Annotated in this window: 19 protein-coding genes; 11 read left to right on the top strand and 8 right to left on the bottom strand. The window is 52.1% G+C overall.

The window, feature by feature from the left end; genetic code table 11:
* Nucleotides 1-156 precede the first annotated feature (156 nt).
* The 4 genes from mutY (at nucleotide 157) to IDSA_RS10170 (ending at nucleotide 4,016) form a co-directional block, all read left to right on the top strand.
* Entirely contained in the window at nucleotides 157-1,230 is a 1,074-nt protein-coding gene (gene mutY / locus IDSA_RS10185) for an A/G-specific adenine glycosylase (RefSeq protein ID WP_084694110.1), read from the top strand.
* Between the two features lie 32 nt (nucleotides 1,231-1,262).
* The gene (locus tag IDSA_RS10180; protein ID WP_034776566.1) at nucleotides 1,263-1,535 is read left to right on the top strand and encodes an oxidative damage protection protein; all 273 of its coding nucleotides are present in this window, start codon (nucleotides 1,263-1,265) and stop codon (nucleotides 1,533-1,535) included.
* Nucleotides 1,536-1,656: 121 nt separating this feature from the next.
* Nucleotides 1,657-2,769, top strand: coding sequence for a glutamate 5-kinase (gene proB / locus IDSA_RS10175; protein ID WP_034776563.1), 1,113 nt, complete (start codon nucleotides 1,657-1,659; stop codon nucleotides 2,767-2,769).
* Complete coding sequence (locus IDSA_RS10170; protein WP_034776561.1) at nucleotides 2,766-4,016, top strand: glutamate-5-semialdehyde dehydrogenase; 1,251 nt, start codon at nucleotides 2,766-2,768, stop codon at nucleotides 4,014-4,016. The genes proB and IDSA_RS10170 overlap by 4 nt, the downstream gene beginning before the upstream one ends.
* Here IDSA_RS10170 and waaA read toward each other — a convergent pair.
* The 3 genes from waaA to IDSA_RS10155 all read right to left on the bottom strand — a co-directional run bounded on the left by waaA (nucleotide 4,013) and on the right by IDSA_RS10155 (nucleotide 8,762).
* A complete protein-coding gene (waaA, locus tag IDSA_RS10165; protein ID WP_034776559.1) occupies nucleotides 4,013-6,043 on the bottom strand; it encodes a lipid IV(A) 3-deoxy-D-manno-octulosonic acid transferase in 2,031 nt (676 codons plus the stop codon). The two genes, IDSA_RS10170 and waaA, sit on opposite strands and share 4 nt — an antisense overlap.
* Nucleotides 6,044-6,049: 6 nt before the next feature.
* Entirely contained in the window at nucleotides 6,050-6,790 is a 741-nt protein-coding gene (locus IDSA_RS10160) for a glycosyl transferase (RefSeq protein ID WP_034776557.1), read from the bottom strand.
* A gap of 139 nt (nucleotides 6,791-6,929) precedes the next feature.
* Nucleotides 6,930-8,762, bottom strand: coding sequence for a DEAD/DEAH box helicase (locus IDSA_RS10155; RefSeq protein ID WP_034776549.1), 1,833 nt, complete (start codon nucleotides 8,760-8,762; stop codon nucleotides 6,930-6,932).
* 262 nt (nucleotides 8,763-9,024) lie between these two features.
* On the opposite strand from IDSA_RS10155, the gene IDSA_RS10150 reads away from it, so the two are divergent.
* Genes IDSA_RS10150 through trxA form a run of 3 tightly spaced genes read left to right on the top strand, consistent with a single transcriptional unit; the run spans nucleotide 9,025 to nucleotide 12,749 of the window.
* Complete coding sequence (locus IDSA_RS10150; RefSeq protein WP_034776547.1) at nucleotides 9,025-10,482, top strand: NAD-dependent succinate-semialdehyde dehydrogenase; 1,458 nt, start codon at nucleotides 9,025-9,027, stop codon at nucleotides 10,480-10,482.
* Complete coding sequence (locus tag IDSA_RS10145; protein WP_034776546.1) at nucleotides 10,479-11,840, top strand: aldehyde dehydrogenase family protein; 1,362 nt, start codon at nucleotides 10,479-10,481, stop codon at nucleotides 11,838-11,840. Before IDSA_RS10150 ends, IDSA_RS10145 begins: the two co-directional genes overlap by 4 nt.
* Nucleotides 11,841-11,897: 57 nt before the next feature.
* Nucleotides 11,898-12,749 (top strand): thioredoxin, encoded by an 852-nt coding sequence (gene trxA / locus IDSA_RS10140; protein WP_034776813.1) that lies wholly within the window; start codon nucleotides 11,898-11,900, stop codon nucleotides 12,747-12,749.
* Here the strand turns inward: trxA and IDSA_RS10135 are convergent.
* Together IDSA_RS10135 and IDSA_RS10130 are read right to left on the bottom strand one after the other, a co-directional pair.
* Entirely contained in the window at nucleotides 12,746-13,756 is a 1,011-nt protein-coding gene (locus IDSA_RS10135; protein ID WP_034776544.1) for a glycosyltransferase, read from the bottom strand. The genes trxA and IDSA_RS10135 overlap by 4 nt on opposite strands.
* Complete coding sequence (locus tag IDSA_RS10130; RefSeq protein ID WP_034776542.1) at nucleotides 13,753-15,090, bottom strand: flavin-containing monooxygenase; 1,338 nt, start codon at nucleotides 15,088-15,090, stop codon at nucleotides 13,753-13,755. The genes IDSA_RS10135 and IDSA_RS10130 overlap by 4 nt, the downstream gene beginning before the upstream one ends.
* A 150-nt stretch (nucleotides 15,091-15,240) precedes the next feature.
* Between IDSA_RS10130 and IDSA_RS10125 the strand changes: the two genes are divergently transcribed.
* The 4 genes from IDSA_RS10125 to nspC all read left to right on the top strand — a co-directional run bounded on the left by IDSA_RS10125 (nucleotide 15,241) and on the right by nspC (nucleotide 21,016).
* Nucleotides 15,241-16,659, top strand: coding sequence for a sodium-dependent transporter (locus IDSA_RS10125; RefSeq protein WP_034776540.1), 1,419 nt, complete (start codon nucleotides 15,241-15,243; stop codon nucleotides 16,657-16,659).
* 11 nt (nucleotides 16,660-16,670) lie between these two features.
* Nucleotides 16,671-18,572 carry a GNAT family N-acetyltransferase gene (locus IDSA_RS10120; protein WP_034776537.1) on the top strand — a complete coding sequence of 634 codons (1,902 nt, stop codon included), beginning with the start codon at nucleotides 16,671-16,673 and terminating at the stop codon, nucleotides 18,570-18,572.
* Nucleotides 18,573-18,674: 102 nt separating this feature from the next.
* Nucleotides 18,675-19,874 carry a saccharopine dehydrogenase family protein gene (locus IDSA_RS10115; protein WP_034776534.1) on the top strand — a complete coding sequence of 400 codons (1,200 nt, stop codon included), beginning with the start codon at nucleotides 18,675-18,677 and terminating at the stop codon, nucleotides 19,872-19,874.
* A 5-nt stretch (nucleotides 19,875-19,879) separates the two neighbouring features.
* The gene (nspC, locus tag IDSA_RS10110; RefSeq protein WP_034776531.1) at nucleotides 19,880-21,016 is read left to right on the top strand and encodes a carboxynorspermidine decarboxylase; all 1,137 of its coding nucleotides are present in this window, start codon (nucleotides 19,880-19,882) and stop codon (nucleotides 21,014-21,016) included.
* 69 nt (nucleotides 21,017-21,085) lie between these two features.
* Here the strand turns inward: nspC and IDSA_RS10105 are convergent, their stop codons facing one another.
* The 3 genes from IDSA_RS10105 to murB are packed head-to-tail and all read right to left on the bottom strand — an operon-like array spanning nucleotide 21,086 to nucleotide 23,827.
* A complete protein-coding gene (locus tag IDSA_RS10105) occupies nucleotides 21,086-21,829 on the bottom strand; it encodes a type III pantothenate kinase (RefSeq protein ID WP_034776528.1) in 744 nt (247 codons plus the stop codon).
* A complete protein-coding gene (gene birA, locus IDSA_RS10100; protein ID WP_034776526.1) occupies nucleotides 21,822-22,826 on the bottom strand; it encodes a bifunctional biotin--[acetyl-CoA-carboxylase] ligase/biotin operon repressor BirA in 1,005 nt (334 codons plus the stop codon). Before birA ends, IDSA_RS10105 begins: the two co-directional genes overlap by 8 nt.
* Entirely contained in the window at nucleotides 22,823-23,827 is a 1,005-nt protein-coding gene (gene murB, locus IDSA_RS10095) for a UDP-N-acetylmuramate dehydrogenase (RefSeq protein ID WP_034776524.1), read from the bottom strand. Before murB ends, birA begins: the two co-directional genes overlap by 4 nt.
* Between the last annotated feature and the right edge of the window lie 83 nt (nucleotides 23,828-23,910).

The following is a 23,910-nucleotide window of genomic DNA, read 5'->3' as shown; positions in this document are numbered from 1 at the left end:
GCTCCTTTTTTGTTCTCATTTCCGTTAAAATCATTGGCTCTAATATACACCATAATTGTAAAGATTTCATGGTTGCACTGGCTTTCGCCCGTACTTTACCTTAACTTTGCAAAGCCATAGCGTTCCCTCACCCTAACCAAAGCACTGATTATTCATATGACGCCCACCGATACGCTTGAATATGCAGAAAACGTTATCAGCCGCTCTGATTTAAGTGCCACTGTTAAAAACTGGCAACAACAGCATGGGCGGCATAACCTGCCCTGGCAGCTTGCACGCGATCCCTATCACGTGCTGGTCAGCGAAATTATGCTGCAACAAACCCAGGTTGCCACGGTAATCCCCTATTTTGAGCGATGGCTGGAAAGCCTGCCGACGGTCACTACGTTAGCAGCAGCCAGTGAAGATCAAATTATGGCGTTGTGGCAGGGGCTCGGTTATTACTCCCGTGCCCGCAACCTGCATCGGGCTGCCCGTGAAGTATGTGCAAGCTATAACGGCAAGATCCCTGACTGCCCCGCAGAACTGAGAAAAATACCCGGCATTGGTCCTTATACCGCCGGAGCAATTACCGCGTTTGCTTACGATAAATCTGCCGCCTTAGTGGACGGTAATATCGCGCGCTTATTTTGCCGGCTCTTTGGCATTGCCGAGCCCTTGCCCGCATCAGCAACCAGCAAACTGCTCTGGCGCCTGGCGGAATACTATACGCCGGCCCACGACAACCGGATTTATGCCCAGGGCCTGCTCGATCTGGGTGCTACCCTATGTAAACCCCGGCAACCGGATTGCCCCCGCTGTCCGTTACAGGCAAACTGTGTCGCCTTCCGCACTGGCCGAACTGCTGAACTGCCATTAAAAAAAGCTCGCCGCGCGCTGCCGCAGCGCCATGGCAATTTCTTACTCAGCATTAATGAGACTGGTCTGCTCCTTGAACAGCGACCCGCCGGCGGTATCTGGCCGCGCCTGTGGAGCCTGCCCGAACTGACCGAAACCGCCGCCGAAAGCTTTAAACTGGATGGTGAATTCAAACATACCTTTTCACATTACAAGCTGCAGGCAAAAGTCTGGTGCGCTGTCACCTCTGAGGCAGAGGCGCCTTATGCAACTGCAACCTGCCGCCGGATCCCCCTCGCGCAGCTTAGTAATTATGGCTTACCCGCACCGATAGCCACTTATTTGCAACCTTACCTGACGGTACATTTGCAAAAAGCAGCCAACGGGACTTAAAATTAATCTACACTTAAAAATCTGAGGTTGTTATGAGCCGTACCGTATATTGCCAACGTCTAAAAAAAGAGGCTGAAGGCCTGGATTTTCAGCTTTACCCGGGGGAACTCGGCGAGGAAATTTTTGCCAATATTTCTAAAGAAGCCTGGGCTGAATGGCAGAAAAAACAGACCATGCTGATTAATGAGAAACGCCTCAACCTGATGGATCCTAAGTCACGGGAATTGCTTGAAAAACACATGCGCGAGTTCCTGTTCGAAGGCAAAGATGTCGACATCGAGGGCTATACACCACCCGCGAAGTAAGTTTGAAACAAGCTTCGCGCCGCCGCGAAGCTTGTTCCCGCTATCCCGATATTGCCTGCGGCTAGAGAAGCCCCCCTAAATCTGTTAAACTACCTACTCGTTTTTTCAAGAGGGAACCCCTATGAATATGCCTTCCTGGCAGCGTGCTGTGATAAAAGTAGGCAGCGCGTTAATAGCGCCAGACGAGACAGGAACGAGCAGTAAATACTTACTGGCAATTGCCCGATTTATTATCGAATGCCATGAACGCGGTCAGGAAATCGTTTTAGTTTCCTCCGGCAGTGCCGCGGCAGGTCGTAAATATATCAAATACGACAGTGATACCATTCCGGTTACTGTCAAAAAAGCGATGGCAGCTGTCGGCCAGAATGAAATGATGGCAAGCTGGACCCGCTTCTTCGATTTCCCCTGCGCGCAGGTGCTGATGACCCACGGCGACCTTCGTGATCGGGCTCGCTATGTAAGTATCCGTAATACCCTGCGTACTTTGTTGGAACACGACATCTTACCTATAGTGAATGAAAATGATGCGTTAGCTACCGACGAAATGAAAGTCGGTGACAACGATAACCTGGCCGCTATGGTAGCGACCCTGGTTGACGCTGACGCCCTGTTTATTTGTTCTGACATTGATGGTTTATTCGACGCTGACCCGCGGGTTAAACCAGACGCTAAGAAGATTCCGGTGGTAGAAACTATTACCGAGGAAATCTTCGCTTTAGCGGGCGGTACCACCAACAAGATTGCCACTGGCGGTATGCGCACAAAAATTGAGGCTGCTGAAAAAGCGACCTCGCACGGTGTTGATACTTACATCGTCAACGGTCGTAAAGGGAATACCTTCGAACTGCTACTACGCGGTGAAAACCCCGGCACTCTGTTTAAACGTCAGAAAGACCCGATGAGCAATAAGAAACATTGGTTGCGGCACACATTGGTTTCGCAGGGCGAAATTGTTGTTGATGCGGCTACAGCCAGCTCACTGGCAAACGGCGAACCTTTGATCACCACGGGTATTCTCGATATTCAGGGTGATTTCAATCGCGGCGATGCGGTCGTTATCCGCAGCGGCGATGACGCTGAAGCAATTGCCAAAGGAATATGTCAGTACAGCTCACATGAGTTAATGCACTTAAAGGGCCAGGAAGTAAGTCATATTGCTGAGCAATATGGTTATAGCCCGATAACTGAAGTCATCCACAGTAACGATTTAACGATTCTGGAGGAAGTATGAGTAACTCCGTAGCAACTGAAATTTCTAAGCGCGCTGCAGTAGCAGCCCGCGCTGTTGCCAAGCTTGATGAGAAAGAAAAGAACGCGGTTCTGCAGCTCATGGCCGACGCCATTCGAAAAGCGCAGGACGATATTCTCGCGGTAAATAAAAAAGATGTCGATGCCGGTAAAGAAAAAGGCTTATCTGAAGCCATGCTGGATCGCCTGCAGCTTGATCCAGAGCGTATCGAAGGAATGGCAACAGCCATCGAAGAGATCATCGAACTGGATGATCCGGTCGGTCAGCGTAAACCTTTTACCATCCGCCCTAATGGCCTGGTGGTCGAGAAAATGCGTATTCCGCTGGGTGTTATCTGCATGATCTATGAAGCGCGTCCGAATGTGACCGCTGATGCCGGCGCCCTGTGCTTTAAATCTGGTAATGCGGTAATCCTGCGTTGTGGCCGCGAAGCGATCGAAACCAGTAAAGCGATTGCAGCTGCGCTGCATCAGGCACTGCGTGACAGCAACTTGCCGGAAGACGTCATTACCGTGGTTCCCGATCCTGATCGCGACCTGATGCTGCAACTGCTGAAACAGGATAAGTATATCGATCTGGTTATCCCCCGCGGCGGCGAAGGCCTGATCCACTTTGTCAGCGATAACAGTAAAATTCCTGTTATCCAGCACTATAAAGGTGTCTGCCACTTGTACGTCGATAAAGACGCTGATCAGGACAAAGCACTGGATATTCTGATCAACGGTAAAACTCAGCGTACGGGAGTCTGTAACGCGCTTGAAGGGTTACTGGTACACAAAGATATCGCTGAGGATTTCCTGCCCAAAGCGGCGGCGAAGCTGGCAGCAAAAGATGTCATCGTACATGCCGACAACTTTTCGGCGAAGTATTTTGAAAATGGCGATGTCATCACTGACGATGAATTTGGTGAAGAGTACCTGGCGCTGGAAATCGCAGTGCGCACCGTCGATGACTTTGAAGGCGCGTTAGATCACATCGATCGCTTTGGTAGTGGACATACCGAAGTTATTGTCACCGAGAATAACCTGACCGCAGCGCGCTTTATCCGTGAAGTCGATTCAGCAGTGACTATGGCGAATGCCTCTTCACGCTTTAGTGACGGCGGCCAGCTGGGCTTAGGTGCAGAAATTGGTATCTCTACCAGCAAACTGCATGCCTATGGTCCAATGGGCTTAGAGGCACTCACTACAGAGAAGTTTGTGGTTACAGGTACCGGCCAGATCCGCTAATCAGCGGATCCATTAAACTGGTATCCCGCCATTAACAGAGGCCAGTCGCGTTCTTCCAGCCAGAAGAACTCCGTACTGGCCTCTTTTGCTTTATTGGCTTCTTTCGTGAAAGACCGCAACAGGCGATCCAGGTTTGCCTGACGCCACTCCCCCGGACTTCTGAAACCGCATTTATCAAAATCCACCAACCAGGCCTTACCCTGAACATCAAGCATCAGGTTGTGGCAGTTGAGATCAGAATGATAGACGCCGAGTTCATGCATCTTGCGGATCTCCCGCCCGAGAATTTGCCACTCTTCAGTCGTCAGTTGACGCGCCTGCAGTAAATGAAAAACATCTTTTGCATCAGGGATGGTCTCAACCAATATATCGGCGCGATAGCCCCACAGCGGCGCTTTTTGGTATCGGGCTGCGACCGGCCGGGGTACCGCTAAATCAAGCTCTCTTAACTGCAGCAAGAGGCTAAATTCAGCCATTGCCCGGCTGTGGGCAACGGCTTCACGCTTAAAACGGTCTTTATTGAGTTTACCGACCATGCCGCCGCGGTAATAATGCCGGAGCAACAATCCGTGCCGCCCATCATCAATAAACCAGGCGGTGCTTCTGCCTGTTGCTGATCCCTTAATTTTATTTGCCGCGCGCCAGTATTCCGGGCTGAAGAAGGCATCCGTCAGATCCGGAACCTGCTTCGCATCAAACCAGATCTCGCTGTCGTTATCGGGATTTTTAACAGTTATCATTTTCAGCGTCCTCACCTCGGCTGCGGGGGGTGGTATAAGGCGTTTCACATCGGCCAACATCTGCCGGGTCGCCCCCTGGTCGGTGGCAAACTCATCGCGCGCCGCGGCGGCCAGGGCTGCGCGTAATTCATCATCGTCCAGCAAGCGCTGCCATTGTTCAGCCAGCCCGCTGGCGCTGTCAGCCCAAAGCAAAGCGTCCCGCGCGTTAAGTCGATCGTAAATTTCCTGAAAGTTGAAAACTGTGCGACCAGAAACCACAGGCGTATTGGTTGCAATGGGCTCCAGTGGATTATGTCCGCCCCGTTCAATTAAACTACCGCCAATGAACGCCGCGTCAGCAACGGCGTACCAGAATAACAGCTCGCCCATAGTGTCGCCCAGCAACACAGCGGTACTACTGGTAACCGGCAGTCCCGAACTTCTGCTAACGCATTGCAAACCACTGCTTTCGATCAGTCGCCCTACTGCCGCAAAACGCTCCGGGTGCCGGGGTACCAGGATCAATAACGCATCAGGATGACTTTGCAGCAGTTTCTGGAATGCAGTAATAACCTGTTCATCTTCGCCCTGATGCGTACTTGCCGCTACCACCACCGGGCGCTGGTGTTGTTCGCGCCAGAGCTGCGCCTGATACAACAACTGATCAGGTAACTGAAAATCGAACTTTAAATTACCACGTACCGCCACCTGCTCTGGCTGCATACCTAAGTTGAGAAAACGCTGGGCACTGGTATCTGTCTGCGCCGCAAGCCAACGAATCGCGGGCCAGATCGGCCCCACCAGCCAGGCATAGTTCCGATAAGATCGCGCTGAGCGATCTGACATACGGGCATTTAATACCACCACGGGAATGTTGCGGGAGTCAGCTTCTTCTAGCAGGCAGGGCCAAAGCTCGGTTTCCAGAATCAACACCGCCCGCGGCGCCAGTTTGTTGAAAAAGCGGCGCATAGCTCCGGGGGTATCCAGCGGTAAATAATAGTGGTGAACGCGATCAGTGAATAACTTATAGGCCAGATCAGCGGCAGTCGGAGTCATTGAAGTGAGGGTAACCGGCAATTGTGGGTAAGCTTCCAGCAAGCCCTCAATAAAACCCCGCGCAGCCACAGTTTCACCTACGGATACACAGTGAACAACTAATCCGTCGCGCGCTGTCGGTGGCACCGGCTGCAATGCCAGTCGCTCGCGCCAGCGCTGCCGGTAAGCCGGCGCTTTGCGCCCACGCAGCCACAGGTAAACAAATACCAGCGGTAGCAGTAACCGGATAAGCAGGCGGTAACTAAAGGTCATGACGGCTTAACGCCAGTATTCTTTGATCCAGGTAGTTGGCAAAACTTTGCGATACCACTTACCACTGCGTCCGGCGACGGCGTCATCCGGATGCGGTCTGCCATGGAAGATAATGACCTTAGCGCCTTCAGGAATCCGGGGTTGCTGAAAGAAACTGAGCGGAAACGGGCGCAAACAATGGCGTTTAAAGCTACGGCACCACTCCGCCGGCCAGTATTTCAATTTGCCCTGGCGAGCGACAAACTGGGTAATATATTCCTGTTCATTACGCACATCTTTACGGGCGCCGACAGGATCTTTCTTCAGGTGTTCAAGCGCATCAACGTGGGCACCGATTTCATAACGAAAAACCGAGGTATTACCCGTCGCATCGGATTTATCCCATTCTTTGATCACCATGAAATCGCCGTCCGGCTCAAAGAACTCGTCCAGGCTGTCGACAATCACAATATCCAAATCGAGGAACAAGGTCTGCCCTTCAAGATCATAAAGCGGCTTGGCAAAACAAGTTAGTTTCAGCCACCCATGGGCGAAGGTCCAGGCTTTACGCTTATCAAAGTCCTCAAAACCGATCTCAGGAATAGGTTTGACTTCGACTTCATCCCGGATACCTTCGGGATCATCGCTCAGACAGACAAAGCGAAATGGCCGGGATAAATTACGGCTGACCATAGAATAGAGTGTATTAACGTAATCGGAACCGTACTTGGTTCCCCATTTGATACAAATGACATTTACTGGCTGCATGACTGATCCCCGCCTGTTATTCGGAAAACCTCTTATGCTGCGCATGATGCCAAATTTTACCGGTTGCGGCTATACAAAAAGTAAGCCCGCCGCTGTGGAAACCACAGGGCGGGCTAATAAATCAGAAACTATTCGTCAGTTACTGAAAGCGACGGCTACGACCTTTATCGGCGCGACCATCTTTGCTGCGCGGACCGCCAGCTGAACGGGGAGCGCCTTTAAATGCCGGACGTTCGCCACGAGCTGGCTTATCGCCACGTGGACGGCGGGTAATAGCTTCATCAGCCAGAGTAATGTCCATCTGTGTCTGACGCACCCGGGCCCGCTGCAAAATCTTCAGTACCGCGGTAGGCAAACCTTTTGGCAGTTCAACCAGGCTATGGCTGTCAAACAACTGGATTTGACCAATATAGCGGCTGTCAATTTCGCCTTCATTGGCGATAGCACCAACGATGTCCTGAGGACGTGCGCCATGTTCACGACCAACCTTAATACGATAGGTATCAAAATCGATATTCGCATCACGACTGTCGCGTCCTTCACGGGGCGCACGTTCAGTGCGATTAGCCCGCGCTGACCGATCGCTACGCTCAGGCCGTTCGGCCCGTTCAGCAAACTTCCGCGGCGCAGGATCTTCGCTCACAATTAACGGCCGCACACTGTTCTGCTGGGCAAGTAACGCCGCAGCAATTTGCAATGGGCTTAATTCAGTTTGTGACTGAATACGCTCAATGATCGTCGTCAGTGCGGTCAGGTCCTGACCAGCAACGTACTGCTGAATTTGTTCCTGCAGTTTGGTCTGGCGATGCGCGCTCAACTGCTTCGCATCAGGCACTTCAAAAAATTCGATGGTGCCGTTAGTTAAACGCTCATAATGGCGTAACAAATGCTTTTCTTTGGCGCGATAAAACAGAATCGCTTCGCCGCTACGACCAGCCCGACCAGTACGGCCGATACGGTGTACATAAGATTCAGTGTCACCTGGCAGATCATAATTCACTACGTGAGTGATCTCAGGAACATCAAGGCCCCGTGCAACGACGTCAGTCGCAACCAGGATCTCAATCTTACCACTGCGTAGCTGGCTGACGGTTTGTTCACGTTGCGTCTGGTTCAAATCGCCACTTAATGGTGATGCTTTGAAACCAGCCGCCTGCAACTGTTCAGTCACTTCCATGGTATCTGAGCGAGTACGAACAAAAATCAGTACGCGCTGGTATTCCATCGTTTCCAGTAACCGGGTTAACGCGGTTAATTTAGTCAGGCCACGTACCTGCCAGGCACGCTGACGGATACTCGCTTTCGTTTGCGGCTGCGCAGCGATCTGAATATTTACTGGTTGCTCACCAGCTTCATTAACCAGAAAGGTTTTTGCCAGTTTACGAATTGCCGGTGGCATAGTCGCAGAAAATAGCGCGCGCATTGAAGAAGGTGGCACTGAACTCATAATTGTTTCAATGTCTTCGATGAAGCCCATATTGAGCATTTCATCCGCTTCATCCAGCACCGCCAGGCGCAGCGCGGATAAATCCAGCACGCCTTTTTTCAGCAGGTCGAGCAAGCGACCAGGAGTACCAACCACAATCTGAGCACCGCCACGCAGGGCTTTGATCTGTGGTGGGAAAGGTGAACCGCCATAAACGGTGGTCACTTCCACGCCACGTGCCTGTTGGCCGAATTCAGCAATTGCTTTAGCAACCTGCATCGCCAGTTCACGGGTAGGAGCTACCACCAGCATTTGGGTTTTCCGCAACTTCGGATCCAGCAGGCTTAAACCTGGCAGACCAAAAGCAGCAGTTTTACCGGTACCGGTCTGGGCTTCACCCAGAACATTTTTGCCCGCCATCAGGGCTGGAATAGCCTGCTCCTGAATAGGGGTCGGGACGGTGAAATTCATTTTTTCAAGTTGTTTAAGCACAACAGGAGGCAGGCCCAAATCGGCGAACGATTGGCCAGTCATTACTTCAGTCATATTTTTCTCACATCAAGTTCTGTACATCATTAGGGGGGAATTCGTACGCCTGACGACAGAACACGATGAACACTCTGGCAGGATATCGGCGCTGTTTACCCCAGCGATTCAGGGGTAAGTCCGCTCCCATCAATAGCGGTAATGACCCTGAGGACGCGCACTATACCCGAAACCGCCCGAAAACTCAAGTGAAACTAACATTGAACAATCCTGAGTTAGGTCCAATACTTACAAGTATCTGTTTATGCAAAAGGAGTACCTGATGTCTGCTCATAGTATGAAGTCGCTGACCAAAACGAATGCGTTTATCGACGGTCACTGGGTGCCTGCGGATCAACGCTTCGAGGTCACCAATCCGGCCACCGGAGAGGTCATTGCCGAAGTGGCAGACGCGGACACTGTTTTGGCAGAACGAGCTGTTGAAGCAGCGTACAACGCGCTTGAAGGCTGGCGCACCAAGCCCGCCAAATACCGGGCCGACCTGCTACGCAAGTGGTACAACGCAATGCTGGAAAATAAACAGGCGTTGGCTGAAATCATGAGCGCTGAACAGGGCAAGCCGATTGCCGAGGCTGCGGGTGAAATTGAATACGGCGCCAGCTTTGTTGACTGGTTTGCTGGCGAAGCAGAACGCACCTATGGTGATGTACTACCTGTTACTGACAGTGACAAGCGTAGCTGGATCATCAAACAGCCGGTGGGCGTCTGCAGTGCGATTACGCCATGGAATTTTCCCAACGCAATGATCACGCGCAAAGTGGCACCGGCCTTAGCGGCCGGCTGCACGATCGTGGTCAAACCGCCGCAGCTGACGCCATTATCAGCACTGGCGATTGCCCAGCTGGCTAATGAGGTCGGCATTCCGGACGGTGTCCTGAATATCGTGCCGACCACCGATTCCAAAGGTGTTGGTGAGGTGCTGACTACGCATCCGCGCATCCGTAAGTTCTCATTTACGGGCTCCACCGCGGTCGGGAAACAGCTGATGAAGCAGTGCGCCGACTCCATCAAAAAATTGTCACTTGAACTGGGCGGCAACGCTCCTTTCATCGTGTTTGATGATGCCGATCTGGACGTCGCCGTTGAGCAGTTGCTGACCGCTAAATTCCGCAACGCCGGGCAAACCTGTATTGCCGCCAACCGCATACTGGTGCAGGAAGCTGTTCAGGACGAGTTCCTCGACAAGCTCAAGACCGCAATCAGTAAACTGAAAGTAGCTCGCGGCAATGCCGATGAAGTTGATTACGGGCCACTGATTGATCAGGATGCCATTGATAAAGTAAAACGGCTGCAACAATCGGCGCTCGATGATGGCGCTGAAATCCTTTGTGGTGGTAAAGTGCTTGACGAGATCGGGCCCCTCTTCTACGCCCCCACGCTTATTAAGGGGGTAACCCCGGAAATGGATATCAGCAAAGAAGAGATCTTTGGCCCGGTGGTTGCCGTACAAAGTTTCAGCGATGAAGCAGAAGGTATCCGTCATGCCAATGATACGCCTTACGGCCTGGCCGGTTATTTTTGCGCAACCGACATGAAGCGTATTTATCGTGTCAGTGAATTACTGGAATGCGGTATGCTGGGCGTCAACGCTGGCGCTATTTCGCACGCGTACAACTCTTTTGGCGGAGTTAAACAGTCCGGTATCGGCCGCGAAGGTTCGCGCTACGGCCTGGCCGAATATCAGGAAACCAAAACCATTACCTTAGGTGATCTTGGATGAATTCAGTCATAACAGACTTGCGGGCAACTTATACCAGTGGCTTGACCCGCCCACGCGAGTGGCGGTTACAGCAGCTACAGCAGTTGGCCCTGATGCTTGAAAAGCACGAGTCTGAGCTGCTGCAGGCACTTGAAAGCGATTTAGGAAAATCAGCGGCTGAGGGCTGGCTTACTGAGCTGGGCTTTCTGAAGTCAGATATTGGCTACACCAGTAAGCAGCTAAAAAAATGGATGCGTCCCCGTTCTGTGTCACAGCCGTTACTGGCGTGGCCGGGGCGCAGTCAGGTCTACCCCGAACCGCTGGGGGTGGTGCTGATTATCGGTGCCTGGAATTATCCGGTGCAGCTACTGTTAAGCCCGCTGGTAGCGGCACTTGCCGCTGGCAATTGCGCCGTCCTTAAACCATCAGAGCATGCCCCGGCAACCGCCGATGTACTGGCACGGCTAATTCCCGATTACCTGTCGCCGGAAGCTGTCACTGTTATCACCGGCGGTGCCGATGTTGCGGAGCAATTATTAAAGCAGAAGTTTGACCATATTTTGTACACTGGGGGTGGCCGCGTTGGCCGCCTGGTCATGAAAGCGGCGGCGGAACATCTTACCCCCGTGACCCTGGAGTTGGGCGGGAAAAGCCCGGCAGTGGTGCTAAGCGATGCTGATCTTAAAGTTAGTGCACGCCGCATTGCCTGGGGAAAATGGCTGAATGCGGGGCAAACCTGTATCGCGCCAGACTACATTTTGGTCGATGAACAAGTACGAAGCGACTTTATTGACGAACTAAAAAAGGCGATAGAGAGCTTTTTTGGCGAGGATGCTGAGCTGGCGGAGGATTATGGTCGTATTGTCAATCAGGATCACTGCCAGCGCCTGATTAGCTACCTCGATCATGGGACCATCGCCTACGGTGGTAACTATGATGCCGAACTGCTTTATATCGAACCGACCATACTCACCGACGTCGAGGCTGACAGCCCGGTCATGCAGGAAGAAATATTCGGGCCTGTGCTGCCGGTGCTGAGCGTTCGCAACCTGGCCGAGGCAATACAATTTATCCGCGATCGCGACAAACCCCTGGCGCTATACGGATTCAGCCGTTCGGAGCGTTCATTAAAGCAACTCACTGAACAAACCCACGCGGGCAATCAGTGTAATAACGACACCCTGATGTTTATGCTGAATCCGGAATTACCTTTTGGCGGCGTCGGCGCTAGTGGTATGGGCCGCTATCACGGCCGCTACGGCTTTGATACCTTCAGTCACCAGAAAGCGGTTATGAGCCGTCCGTTCTGGATGGATCCGTCGTTTCGCTATCCTCCCTACACTTCTTTTAAACAAAAATTGATGCGCTGGTTTACTTGAACCTGCCCGATTTAGCCCCATGTAGATCGCATCTACAGCGATTACGTGGGGCAGCTTGTGCAAACCAATAACATCATTAATGTAACCATTGAAAACTTCGAGCAGGTTATTCTGCAGGGTTCTCAGGACAAACTTGTTCTGGTCGACTTTTGGGCTGACTGGTGCGAGCCTTGCAAACAGCTGATGCCGGTGCTGGAAAAACTGGCGCGCGATTACGCTGATCGTGTTGTTCTTGCCAAAATTGATTGTGATGCACAGCAGCAACTGGCCGCCCAGTTTGGCGTCCGCAGCCTGCCGACCGTGGCTTTCTTTAAGGATGGTCAGCCGGTAGATGGTTTTGCCGGCGTCGAACCTGAAGCCAGCATCCGCGAACGTATTGAACAGCACATCCCGGGGCCGGCAGATGATCTGCTTAAAGAAGCACAACGCCTGCTGGAACAGGAAGCGTATCAGGACGCCTACACGGCGGCCAAGCAGGCTTATGACATTAATCCGACCGATGCCGCGGTCCGCTTAACCCTTGCCGATGCGGCCTGCAGTGTGGGTCGGCTTGAGCAAGGCAAAGAGCTACTGAACAGTATCGGCATGGCCGACCAGGACAGTTACTACCAGCATGTGCTCAGTAAGTTGAATCTCGCTGAACAGGCAGCTGACTCGCCCGAGCTACGAGCCCTGGTTGCCGCTGTTGAGGAAGCTCCTGAAGATTTGGAAAAACGGCTGGAGCTGGCAGCGAAGCTCTACCAGGCACAACGCACTGAAGAAGCGCTGGAGCATGTGTTTTTTGTATTGCGCCGTGAACTGTCATTCGGAGATGCGCGCAAACAGGCGCTGGATATGCTCAATGGCTTACCAAAAGGCGATCCGCTGGCGGCCAGATACCGCCGTATTCTGTACAGCATGTTGTACTAGTCGCGCCCGAGCTGCTGCCGGTAAAAACCGACAATTTCCTGTGCCCTTTCCGGTGCCGAAAAACGCTGCATCGGATAGGTTACCCGCTGCTTACCCCGGGCGGCCAGATCTGTCATGGCAGCAGCCAGCGCCTGCACATCGTTTACCGGCACCAGCGATTCAGTGAAACAGTCCTGCAGGTAGCTGGCGCCCTGCGAAGCAGTTGCCAGTATCGGCAGACCAGCGGACATCGCTTCCAGAAATACCAGCCCAAAAGGTTCGCTGCGGGCAGCACTAACAAAACCATCAAAAGCTGCATAGCAGTCCTGCGGACTAGGATGAAATCCTGCAAAAATCACATTTTCAGGTGCATCAGCCCGAAGCTTTTCAAGCGCGGTTCCGCTACCCACAATAACTAAGCACGCGTCAGCAATAGCTGCTGTGCGGAAGGCTTCAATTAACACATCGTGGCCTTTACTGGGCTCGACCCTGCCAAGGGTCCCAAACACGAAAGTGGCATCGCCCGCGCCCCACTTATCCCTTAATTTCGATCTGGCATCGACAGCCGGAGCCAATCCCATAGTCCAGTTGTCTATTTGCCTACTACGTTGGCGGAGTGCCGGCGGCACCTCAGCCAGTTGCCAGGGAGCCACTGCCACCAGCGCATCCATATGAGCATGCTGCGCGGCTTTATAATGGATATGTAATGACGCTACGCATAACGTACTGTTTTTGATCCCTTTTAGCGCTTTGCAGGCAGCGCTCAGATGCGCATGAGCGACTTCAGGTTGCAAACGCCGGACCAACCGCCTCGCACGCCTGCTGGCCAGCCATTTGGGACCGCTAACGAGATAGACCTTAACCTTTGGATCCACATGTTGGGCAATGGCGTTGGCCCGGTCTTCCGCACCGCGCTTATGCAAAATCATAGCGACATCATGATGCTGCGCCTGCAAGTTAGCCAGTTCCACTGCATAGCGCTCACTACCGGCAAAGCTGTGCGTCAGGATTAGATGGATTATTTTCATTTAAAAACCTTTGGTGGCGGACCAATATCGATGCCCGCAGTCCTCAGCTGCCTGGCAAGATCCCGGCGGAAGCACTGGTAATCCACTTCGGTGGAATGCCGCCCACCCGACTCAAATGGCAGATGCGGGTGCGCGATCTCATGCTGAATCGCTGCAGCCATATCCCCGGGTCGCTGATAACGCCGCTGAATCTCCGCCACGGCCAGTCGTGCCTGGTGATCGGCTAACGGCCAGATACAGCCCAGGGGCTGAAACAGGCCGATGAAATAGAGGTTCTGGTATTGTTCGTGCATCATTTTTAAATACAAGGGCGTTCGCTGGTGATGTTCAAAATCAATCAGATCCGCGTCAAAAAACGGGAAGCTGATGCGAAATCCTGTGCAGGCAACAATAATATCAAAATTTTCCGTTGTGCCATCAGCAAATTCCACACCAGTTTCACGATAGCTGGCAATTGCCGGGTGTGGAATTATCCGCCCGTGACGAATGTAATCCAGTAAATCAGAATTGACGGTCGGATGCTGGCTAAGTAGAGGCTTTTCTGGTTTCGGCAAATTATAGCGCTTCTTATAGTCGCCCTGCAGCAACCGCACCAGCCAGGTCAACAGGCGTTGACGCAGCCACACCGGAACCCAAAGCGGCATGCGCGAACCAAGTTCATCGGTCGGTACACCGAACATGAATTTTGGCAAGAACCACTGCGGACTACGCATGCTGAGCGCGACGGCGCCAGCCACCCTTGCTGACTCGACCGCGACATCACAGGCCGAGTTACCGGCACCTATAACTAACACCCGCTTATCCCGCCAACTGTCATCAACACCTTTAAAATCATGGGAATGCATCAACCGGCCAGCAAACTTACCCGGATACTCGGGATACTTGGGATTCCAGTGGTGGCCGTTCGCTACCATTAAATGAGTGAATACCTGCCGCTTGGGCTCACCCTGCTCAGTAATATAAGTTAATTCCCATAACCCCTCCGGCGTACGGGTTGCACGCTTTACTTCAGTATTAAACTGAATCACCGGCAACACCCAAAAATGTTCTGCGTAGCTGTGGAAATAAGCCTGTAACTGACGATGGTTAGGATAGTCAGGGTAATCTTCCGGCATCGGGAAATCTTCATACTCAGACCAGTAACGGGAACTGATAATATGGGTGTTTTCGTACACGCTGGAGTGTCCGGTCTTACTGTTAAATACCCAGTTGCCACCCACTTGATCATTCTTTTCAAACAGGGTGACTTTCAGCCCCTGCTGAAGGCAGTTCTTTGCCGCAGCCAGGCCGGAGGGGCCGGCGCCAATAACAGCAACGTGAATTGCTGCAGCCATAGCTATTTCCTTATTTTTTTTGTTGCGAATACGATCGCATGAAGTGCCTGGCAAAACAATACGAATGGGCAGCTTGCCGCCAACATGTGCATGCGCTAGGATTGGGGCAATTTGGTCCTTCAACAATAATAACGAAAAGCAGGATTTCTTATGAGCGCACCCCGCGAGCATTTTAGTTCCAAAATAGGCTTTATTCTGGCCGCCGCCGGTTCAGCTGTTGGTATCGGCAACCTGGTCGGCTTTCCCGTTGCTGCAACCAAAAATGGTGGCGGTGCCTTTTTAATCTTGTACGCACTGTTTGTGGCTTTTATTTGTTTGCCAGTGATGCTGGCAGAAATGGGGCTGGGAAGAAAAACCCAGCACAGCCCTTACTCAGCCTACAATGAAATAGGCGAAGGCAAAGGGATCTGGCGCCTGGCCGGTTGGTTAGCCACTATTACGCCCTTTATGATTGCCGTTTTTTACATGGTCATTACGGTGTGGATCTTCGGCTATCTGTATCAGTCCGTACTCGGTAATCTGGATCTGCTTGCCAGCGAAGGTTACTTCGGTAAATTCGTTAATAGCTACCACTTTGTCGGCTATCTGATTGCTGTCACTATCATTGTCAATGTCATCCTCATAGGCGGCGTGCGCAAAGGTATTGAGCGCGCGTCAAAAATACTGATGCCCACCCTGTTCTTAATGCTTATCTTGCTGGTCATCTTCGTGTTAACCCTTGATAACGCCATGGCCGGTGTGAAATTCTACCTGATCCCTGACTTCAGCCAGATTAATGGCAGCGTCATTAACGGCGCCCTGGCCCAGGCCTTTTTCTCGCTATCACTGGGCATGGGTATCCTGATAACGTACGGGTCTTATTTCCGCCGCAAAGATGACATCGTCACCTCAGGTAAACTGGTCGCCGTTACCGATACCGCGGTAGCTTTCATCGCCGGTCTGATGACCTTACCAGCGATTTTTGCGATTTACCCGAACACTGATCCTGAAACCCTCAGCGATTCATCAGTGAGTATGATTTTCTCGTTTTTCCCGAATATTTTCCTCGCTCTCTCGAACAGCGTTGGTTATGTTGCAGCAAGTATTGCCGCGACCATATTCTTTTTGCTCGCTTTTGTCGCCGCCATCACCTCGCTGGTATCTATTATTGAGGTTCCGACTTCTTCTTTCATGGAGCAGCGTAATGTCAGCCGCAAAAAAGCACTCTTATTAATGGGCGGCGCCATTACTATATTGACCTTAATTGCCGCCACTTCCTTCGGCATGGTGCCCTGGTTCACGACTTTCGTGTTTTACGCAGACGTCGATAAATCTGTCTTTGACGTCATTTATGATGTCTTTTACGACACGATTTTACCGCTTAACGGTTTACTGATTTGTCTGTTCGTCCGCTATCGCTGGAAACGCACGCAGCTGACCGCTGAGCTGGCAGAAGGTAATGAGGCCTATCCGACCTCATGGCTGGCAAAATATGTCAGCTTTTCGATTGGAACCTTTATTCCGGTTATTCTTGCCATCGTATTCGCCAACACAGTGCTGACCAAATTTTTTGGTTATTCATTCCTGTAATGGCGCGCTGAATGCAGGAATTGCTAAGCAAGTTAAAGACAGCACAACGCCGTGCTGTCTTTTTATTTAATGGCCCGTCCGAATGGCTTCGCGCACAGCAACAGGCCCTGACTGGTCAGTTTCCCGGCATGCTGCATCTGGCTGAACATCACGACGACCACAGCGCAATGCATCGTTACCGTGATTATCTGGGAACCTCCCAGTCAGCCGTTTTACTCGATTTTTCCAGTCAGATACATGCCGATGCACTAGCCGCACTAAGTGGCACTGTGATTGGTGGCGGCGTGCTTTTTGTATTGTTGCCTGCTGCGGATAGTACATTCCGCCAACGGCTATTAAAAACCAGCACCTCATTTGATTTTATCGAAACCCTTACTCCGGCTTTTTCGCTGGACCAAGCGGTGGCAAAGCTGCTTCGTAAGGATCCTGCCCCGGCCGCCCAACCTCAGCTTCCCAATACTGACCAGGCGGCGGCCATCGAAACCATGGTAAAACTTCCCGGTACCTGTCATTTGCTATTAGCCGATCGGGGCCGGGGCAAGAGTACCGCGCTCGGGCTTGCCTGCCGCGCCTTTGTTCAGGCCTATCAGGGGCGCAAGTTAATTGTTACCGGCCCCCGCCCGGTCGCTGTCGCTACCTTGCTTGAACATGCTGGCGAGTCAGTACAGTTTGTTGCCTGGGATCGATTGCTCGGCCATTACGACCCCAGTACCGTCAGGCTCGTTATTGACGAGGCCGCCGCGTTGCCAATGCACATCCTCAAGCAGCTCACCACCACCTTTTCGGTATGGGCCATTGCAACCACAGTGGACGGCTACGAAGGCTGTGGCAGGGGATTCGCGGTGCGCTTTGTTGAATGGCTGGGCGAGCAGAAGGTTTGCAAGGCCCATCAACTAACTGAGCCGGTACGCTGGTCGGCAGAAGATACCTGTGAGGCCTGGTTAAACCAGGCCTTGCTGATGAAATCCAGTATTTCCCAAAAGCAAAAGCCAGCGCTGGCAAAACCCGCTTTTCAGTCTTGCCATGCCAGTCAACTGTCTGAGCAGCAATTACATGATGTGATGGGCCTGTTGCTGGACGCTCATTACCAGAGCAGCCCCAATGACCTGCGTCTGCTGCTGGATAACGATGATCAACGATTGTTGTTGTGCCTGGAGCAAGGCCAGCTGTTAGGGGTGATCTGGTACGTTCTGGAAGGCCCGATCGACGACGATCTACATACGGATATCATGCAAGGGCAGCGCCGGCTCCCCGGCCAAATCCTGCCCCAGGCGCTTAGCTTTTATCTGCAGCAGCCGGCAGCACTGAGCTGGCGATGGTGGCGTATAACCCGGATCGCTGTCGACCCCGATGCCCGCCGGGCTGGTATCGGCTCCCAACTGTTGAACGAACTGATGCAAAACGCTGCTGCCGATGGTGTTGCCGCCATGGGTTCCAGCTTCGGAGCCAGCGGCGATGTACTCAAATTCTGGCTCAGTAATAATTATCAGTTGGTCCGTATGGGCCGGCGCCTCAACATGGCAAGTGGCTACCCGAATGCGCTCATGGCGACAGGATTAATACCGGAAGCAAAACTGCATATTCAACAGTGGGAACGTTACTGCCAAAGCGAAGTTGCCTGGCAGCAGCAACGCCTTGAAACGCTTCCGCGCTCCTTGTGGGGCACTGCCGAAGCCGTTCTGCGTGGCTTTGCCTATGGCAATTTGCCTTTTACCGAGGCGCAGTTCGCCTGGTTCGTCTGCAACCGTATGCACTCAGCACAACAGCTGGGGGTCACTCTACCTGCGCAGTTATTAGAAAAGGCCGCCACCACCGCTGAGCTGGCCCAGCGCTTTGGTTACAGCGATCAGCTTTCAATGCAGCAACAGTTGCGGCAGATGGCCCGCCATTATTTAGAGCAGCTATACCGCTAGAGACGTCTAATTTCTGCTGTGGTTCATGCTGTTTGCGTAAAAATATGCTATCTTTCAACCTTAATGTTCGCCCCTCTACTGATTGAAAAAAGGGTAGTCTTCATGTCTCGAGTATTGATTATTGGTGCCGGCGGTGTAGCTGGCGTAGTGGTAAAAAAATGTGCAATGCTGCCGGAATATTTCTCTGAAATTCATCTGGCCAGCCGCACCCTTTCTAAATGCGAAAAACTGCAGCAGGAAGCTGGCAAAGATCGCGTGGTAGGTGTCTATCAGGTTGACGCTGATCATGCGTCAGAGGTTGCTGAACTGATTCGCAAGGTCGAGCCGGCGCTGGTTATTAACGTCGCCCTGCCTTACCAGGATCTGCCAATTATGGACGCCTGCCTTGAAACTGGTGTTCATTATCTTGATACCGCGAATTACGAGCCTAAAGACGAAGCCAAGTTTGAATATTCCTGGCAGTGGGCGTACCACGATAAATTTAAAGAGAAGGGCATCATGGCGCTGCTGGGCGCAGGCTTTGACCCGGGCGTTACCAACGTCTTTACTGCCTATGCCGCCAAACATTATTTCGACGAAATCCACTACCTCGATATTGTTGACTGTAATGGTGGTGAACACGGCCAGGCATTTGCGACCAATTTCAATCCGGAAATTAATATCCGGGAAATCACTCAGCGGGGTAAATATTGGGACAACGGCGAATGGCACGAAACTGATCCTATCAGCGTGCGTGAAGAGCTTGATTATCCGAACGTTGGGGTACGCTCATCGTATCTGCTGTTCCACGAAGAGCTGGAATCGCTGGTCAAACATTTCCCGACCCTGAAGCGGGCGCGTTTCTGGATGACCTTTGGCGATGCCTACCTGACGCACCTGCGGGTGCTGGAAAATGTTGGCATGACGTCAATTGCGCCGATTGATTTTCAGGGCCAGAAAGTCGTGCCGCTGGAATTTCTTAAAGCCGTACTTCCTAACCCCGGCTCGCTGGCCGAAGGCTATACCGGCCTGACCTGTATTGGTACTTATGTAACCGGTATTAAAGACGGCGAAGAAAAAACCATCTTTATTTTTAATAACTGTGATCACGCCAAATGTAACGAAGAAGTGGGCGCCCAGGCGGTATCCTACACCACTGGGGTACCAGCCATGATTGCCGCATCAATGATGTTGCAGGATAAATGGAAGAAGCCAGGCGTGTGGAACATGGAACAGTTTGACCCGGACGAATTCATGGAGCGCCTGAACAAATACGGCCTGCCATGGCAGGTGGTTGAATGCGATTCACCGTTTAAGCGTTAAGCACTATGACCAATCCTTATTTGAATAAGGCGATTCCGTCACCGGCTTACGTTTGTAACGAGAGCTTGTTGAAGCGCAACCTCGAGCTCATGCAACGGGTGCAGGATGAAAGTGGCGCCCAGATTATTCTGGCGCTGAAAGGCTTCTCTATGTGGAGCACCTTTCCCCTGATCCGCAAATACCTGGTTGGCTGTACCGCAAGCTCAGTGTGGGAAGCTCGTCTCGCCGAAGAAAAATTCGGTCGCGAAGTGCATGCTTATGCCCCCGGCTACAAGCCTGAAGAAATGGAGGTCTTGTTGCCTATAGTGCAGCACATCTCATTTAACAGCCTTAACCAGTGGCAACGCTACCGCGAACAGACGATGGCCAGTGGCGTTTCTGCCGGTCTGCGAGTCAATCCCGAGCACCAGGAAGCGGAAACTGAACTCTATGATCCCAGCGCTCCGGGTTCGCGCTTAGGTGTGCGTGTCGCTGAGCTCGAAAATGCTGACCTGACCGGTATTGAAGGATTTCATGTACACAACCTCTGTGAATGTGACTCCTTTGCGCTGGAGCGCACCTTAAACGCCGTCGAAAGCAAATTCTGTCGCTATCTGCATCAGCTCAAATGGCTGAATCTCGGCGGCGGTCATCTGATGACCCGAGCCGGTTATGATGTGGATCATTTAATCAAGCAACTGAAACGCTTACGCGAAACCTATGACTTACAGGTTATTCTTGAGCCCGGCTCCGCAGTTGCCTGGCAAACAGGCCCGCTGGTTGCTGAGGTCGTTGATATTGTCGAAAACGATGGCCAGATAGCCATTCTCGACATCTCTGCTACCGCGCATATGCCTGATGTACTGGAGATGCCTTATCGCCCCACCATCACCGGTGCTGATAAGCCAGGTGTACTCGCGCACACATATAAACTGGGCGGAAATTCCTGTCTGGCGGGCGATGTCATCGGGCTTTACAGCTTCAGTGAACCGCTGCAGCCGGGAAGTCGGATTATATTTGAGGACATGATGCATTACACCATGGTGAAAACCAGCTTTTTTAACGGTGTGGAGCACCCGTCAATAGGGATCCTGCGGGAAAGCGGAGAGTTCGACCTGATCCGTAAATTCAGTTACGAGGATTTTCGTGACCGCTTGTCGTGAAGCTCCCAAGCAGATCAAAAACAGCGCCCTGATGGCGCTGTTTTTTTATGCCTGGTTTATGGACGATGTTTATGCGATCGGTGTGCGAGCATAGTGAGCGAGCCCCTGCAATACCAATTCGGTGCGCAGTTCGCCCCGCCGTTTTATGTCAGGTGGCAACAACGGCACCGAGCCGCCGCTAAACAACAATCTAAACTGGAACCAGTCCAGTTCTGTTTCAGTCACCAAAAGTGCCTGGCGGACCAAGCCTGAAAAGGCATTTACACAACCATTAGCCAAGCCATCAGGGGTACTGCGGCCAAGCTGATTGGTTTTACCCCAGCCCAATTGCGGATCAGCAAAAACGCGTGGCGCACGCTGCACCACGGATTCCTGCATGAGCTCAACGCCGGGCGCAATCCAGCCTCCTAAATGGTGGCCTTCACCATCAATCCAGTCCACTGTGATGGCTGTCCCGGCATCAATGATAAGGGTTGGCTTCGGCTGTTCATTAAAGGCGCCAATAATTGCCAGCCAGCGATCCACACCGAGATCCCCTGGGGTGGTATAGGCATTGGTGACGCCAAAAGCTGTTGCCTGGCTATGCACCTCATGAGTTTCAGCGTTAGTTTGTTGCAACCAGTCCAGCAGCTGTTGCCGTTTCTGCATATTGCTCACCGCTGCCAGCCATATTGAGGTCAGTTCAACGGGCAGTTCAGCAGAGCCCAGTTCGTCGTAGGGCAGATTAAATAGTGGTTCAAGATGGCCTTCAGCATCCATAACCGCCGTTTTGACTCTTGTATTACCAGCATCAACTAATAATTTTTTATTCATAACGTAAACTGACTTCCCCTGCGTGGTAGCGCTCAATCTTTCCGTTTCGGCTCAGGAGCAATGCTCCCTGCTCATCAATACCCTCGGCAATACCTTCGATAACGTTATCACCCATTATTACTTTCACGGGCTGCAATGCCAGCCGGTCATAGTGTAACCAGGTTCGGATAAAAGGCTTAAGCCCTTTTTCTTCAAATGTCTGCAGCCCCTCACGGCAGCGATAGATCAGATCTGCCGCTAACAAATTACGGTCAAAAGGGCCTTGTAACGCCTGCCGCAAATCAGTCCAGGGCTGATCAATATTTTGCTCTACTGAAAGGGGCATCGCCAGATTAATGCCAACCCCGATGACCGCATTGGCTGCACCGGTAGCCTGACCTTCCAGCTCAACCAGAATTCCGGCAATCTTACGGCCGTCAACTAATACGTCGTTTGGCCATTTAAGTTCAACCCCAAATACACCGAGATTGTGCAGCATTTCCGCTATCAGGGTACCAACGGCAATACTTAATCCCATGGCTCCTGCCATGCCCTGGGTAAGCGGCCAGTGCATGCTCATATAGAGGTTACTACCAAAAGGTGAATGCCATACCTTGCCTCGTCGCCCGCGCCCCTGTGTTTGTGCTTCTGCCAATACAGCAAATCCAGCAGGCGTGGTGACCTCGCGCAATTGTCGTAAATAGTCATTGCTGGAACCAACCACTCGTTCCAGCACCACATCTGCGTTTTGAGCTGTCGCTGAGCCGCTTGTCGCGACCAATTCGGCAAGCGCCGCGGACACACGATCTTTACTGAGCAATTGCAGTGGTTCAGCCAGACGGTAGCCCTTTCCGGAAACTCTGAACACGTCCAGTCCCAGCTTCTCTATGGCGCTGACGTACTGGCCCACCGAGGTACGACTCACACCAAGTAGTTCACCGATGTCCGAACCAGAATGGAACTGGCCATCGGCGAGTAATTCAATAATACGAATAATATTAAGCTCACGTTGCTTCATAACTGGATCAATTCCCTTTCTCCAAGAATACGTACTTCGGCTTCAAGCTCAATCCCGAAGCGCTCAGCTATACTTCCTTTTATTGCGTTCGCCAGTTCAGTCACGGCCTCGCCGTTTTGGGCGCTTCGGTTCACTAACACCAGTGCCTGGTTAGCATGTACCGCAACGCCATTGTGCGACTTACCTTTCCAGCCGTCCTGCTCGATCAGCCAGCCAGCAGCTAATTTAACGCGCTGTTCGCTAACCGGGTAAAAGGGAATGTCCGGATAATTTCGCTGAAGTTCGCTAAGTACTGTTGTTGATACTACCGGGTTCTTAAAGAAACTGCCCGCATTTGGTTGTAATGCCGGATCCGGCAGCTTGTGTTGGCGTACGGCGATTACCCGTTGAAATATTTCCAGCGCTGTAGCTGTCGCCCCCAACTGCTGTAATTCACCGTAACTGGTCACTGGTTGCCATAATTTGGGCAGCGTAAAAGTGACTGAAGTGATGAGCCACCGGCCTGGGTTTTGCTTAAATATACTGTCCCGGTAGGCGAAATTGCACTCCTCAGCAGCCAGCGTAAGATGCTTTTTATCAAGCCTGTCCCAGACATGAATGACAGCAATGAACGGTGCTATTTCGACGCCGTATGCGCCAATATTTTGTACTGGCGCGGCTCCCACCGTACCTGGGATTAGCGCCAGATTCTCAAACCCAAAGATGCCTCTGTCCAGCAGCGCACAAACAAACTGATGCCAGTTTTCACCGGCACCGGCGGTAATCTGCCAGGCGTCAGGCGTTTCTTTATAAAGAATGCCGCGGATTTCGACTTTGACTAACGGCACTTTGAAATCCGTCGTAAAAATAGTATTACTGCCGCCACCGAGTACATAGTAATCAGTGTCAGGTAATTGCCCGCAATCCTCCGCACTTTTCAGATACAGCAGTGTCGCGGCTGTAGCTGGCAGGCGAAAGGTATGTAGAGAGGCCAGAGGAACATTGGTTTGGGTATTTAGCATAGCGCTGATTGTAAACTGAATTTCCGAGCTCTGCTATGGCTCAACTTACCGGAAAGGTAAGGAAGGCATAAAAAAAGCCCCTG

Source organism: Pseudidiomarina salinarum (assembly GCF_000753715.1).
GTDB lineage: Bacteria > Pseudomonadota > Gammaproteobacteria > Enterobacterales > Alteromonadaceae > Pseudidiomarina > Pseudidiomarina salinarum.
Note: the sequence above shows the minus strand (reverse complement) of the source record. Positions and strands in the feature narration are given on the sequence as shown.